The sequence below is a fragment of the Rhodococcus sp. P4_B6 genome (assembly GCF_056402215.1).
This window is the reverse complement of record NZ_JBFUHV010000388.1, coordinates 1-2450: the sequence shown is the minus strand read 5'-3', so window position 1 is coordinate 2450 and position 2450 is coordinate 1. Positions and strand designations below refer to the sequence as shown.

Genomic DNA, 2450 nt, shown 5'->3' with positions numbered 1-2450 from the left:
CGCCAGGCGGGCCGCACCGCGGACGCTCACGTCGCAGATGCGGATTCGTATCCTCGCAGCATGACGAGTGGACGAACACCACTGGAGCAGGCGTCGCACACCGTGCGCGGCCGACGCACTGCTGAATGGGGCCAGGCGTCGACGTATGCGCGAGCATCTCGCGGGGTCGCTCCCGACGCGGCGTCACTGGCTTCCAAATGGGGCCGGGAAGGACAGAAACGAGGACGACCGGATCGAGAAGCTGGGCAGGAGGATGAGCATCTACTCGGCGTCCAGTTCCCTCCGTATCGCGTCGAGTTCCTCGTTGATCCGAGCCGTCCTGTTGTGTCATGGATCCGTAGGGCGTCATCAGGATCAACTCGGTTTGCTGCGGTGAGAGCGAGTAGCGCACGCAGGCGGGCTGCGGCCTCGTCCCCTCCCTTTGATCGAAAGATCAATGCCAGGATTTCGAATGCGTTCTCCTGCGCCAGATTCGCTGCGACCAGGAGTTCATATCGTTCTCGCCGTATCGGCCCGCCAGGGTCCGGACGTTCCATCATCCTCACCTCCCTCCCGGACATCCGACCACACGGGACGCTCAGCTCGGTCGCTTTCCGAGCGAGTCGGGGCCGAGGCGGTGCACTGCCGGGCCGTCCTCGAAGCAATTCCCACAGAATCAGCCATTCCTGCTGCTCATGCGGATCGCGCTCGTACTGGCCACCGTGACAGGCCTACCGGTCGAGATGCACAATCGGACAAGTCCCGCTAGCAGCGGACAATCGCCCTGCTCAACGGGGCGATTGTCGGGATGGGCGATGCCGGGAAGTGCGGCGTCGAGAGAAACACGCGAATATGAAGGAAGCCTCCGACGATACGAAGTCCACCAAAAGTGGCGGGAATCGCTACCCCGAGTGCAAGTTATGGGATCTGATCCTGGATTCGGCCACCTTGATGGCCGCCGCAGTGATCATCGCCCTCACCCTCACCACCGGTGGATACCTGTGAACTGACGCGCCAATGCCGGGCCCCTGCCCCGCCGGCCAATCGCGGGTCGCAATATGTACCTGCCGCCGGGGTCCAGGCCGCCCGAGAATGGGAGCGAACGGCGCTGATCACAATGCGGCGGCAGACCGCCTGCCGTCGCAGACTCGCCGCGCTCATGTCGGCGAACGAAGCGCCAGCGGAAAAGTACTACTCCCCGCGGCGAGGTGTGGCGCGTTCCCACCAGTCGATCGTCTCGCCGTCGGCCCCGAGCCACCGCTGCCGTCCACCACCACCCATGCCGCCGCGGATGCGGCGCTTCCCCGAACGGCTGATGTGTCCGGCATTGGACGCACACCGTCGCCCTACCGAGCGCGGGCCGGCTCGTCAGGTCGGCGGATCGAGAACCCGGACCGACCGCGGAAGCGGCTGTACCGCAATACCGCAACGCCTCGCCGCCGCCGCGAACGACTCCGGGCGGGGGTCCACAGGCCAGGACACCTCCCCGGCCGGACCGAACACGGCTGCCGCATTCGCCGCCGGGCCCGTGGTGAAGCGCGTCTGATACCGGAGACCGTCGAACTCGACATCGAACGCCGCCGCCCACGCCCGGGGAACGTCGTACGGTGTCATCGAGCACAACTCCCGGGTGAGCCCGAACGCGGCAGCCGCGCCAGCGCAGGTATCCGCGAGGTCATGGGTGCCCGGCACCCGCAGCGTCGACAGTGCCCGCTCGGCCGCGAAGTCGTGGGCGACCACCCCGAGCGATGCCAACGCCTCCCCCACCGTCTCCCGGATCGCCGATGTCTCATCGAATGCGATGTAACACGTACCCCGCGGCGCGGACAGATCGAATCGCCCGCCACCCGAAGAGGAAAACCACCACGGCCCATTCGAGACCCGGTGACCACGCTTGACCTGCCGCCTCCCGGTCAACCGCCAACCGGGAAACCCGGTCAGCGTGCGCGTTCCGGGCGCCCGCAGCGCAACGTCCTCCCGGGTCACGCCGCCCACCGCTGCACATCCGCGCGGGCCGCCGCCAGGACCGGATCGACCCCGCCGCCCTCGGTCAACCAGCCCACCGCGGTCTTACCGCCGAACGCATCCTGCGGTGCCCGCAGCCACAGCGCACACGTCCACGGGTCCGCCCCCGCACGCAGGACACGCCACACCTGCACCAGCGCCGGGTCCACGGTGCCACTGCTGGTGAACTGCCACACCGGATAGACCCAGTGCCCCTCCTCGAGCTGGCAGGCGATCACCGCGTTGGTCGCGACCTTCTTGCTCACCGCCTGCCGACTGACATTCCACCACCGAGTCAGCCCGGCCGTGTCGTAGAACGGGCCCACCACCTGGTCATAGACATGATGGGTGGGAAGCGCAGCCGACATCGCATCAGCGATCGCCTGCACGTCCGCGAACGCGTCGGTGGACACACCGGCAGCAGCCGCCGCGGCGAACGTACGGTGCACCCGCTGCGAGTGCTCCTC

3 protein-coding genes are annotated in these 2450 nt (G+C 67.5%); 1 reads left to right on the top strand and 2 read right to left on the bottom strand.

Annotation, left to right across the window (positions count from 1 at the left end):
- The first annotated feature begins 831 nt into the window (after positions 1-831).
- Positions 832-984, top strand: coding sequence for a hypothetical protein (locus AC1DWT_RS50805; protein ID WP_179443367.1), 153 nt, complete (start codon positions 832-834; stop codon positions 982-984).
- 363 nt (positions 985-1347) lie between these two features.
- Here the strand turns inward: AC1DWT_RS50805 and AC1DWT_RS50800 are convergent, their stop codons facing one another.
- Both AC1DWT_RS50800 and AC1DWT_RS50795 read right to left on the bottom strand, forming a co-directional pair.
- On the bottom strand, positions 1348-1965 hold the full coding sequence (locus AC1DWT_RS50800) for an RES domain-containing protein (RefSeq protein WP_095870010.1): 618 nt from the start codon (positions 1963-1965) through the stop codon (positions 1348-1350).
- Positions 1962-2450 (bottom strand): hypothetical protein (locus AC1DWT_RS50795; RefSeq protein WP_477926218.1); only part of this gene is annotated, 489 nt, incomplete at its 5' end. The genes AC1DWT_RS50800 and AC1DWT_RS50795, both read right to left, overlap by 4 nt.

Coding starts and splice junctions, on each gene's coding strand:
- AC1DWT_RS50805 (WP_179443367.1), top strand. CDS start 832: ATGAAGGAAGCCTCCGACGATACGAAGTCCACCAAAAGTGGCGGGAAT.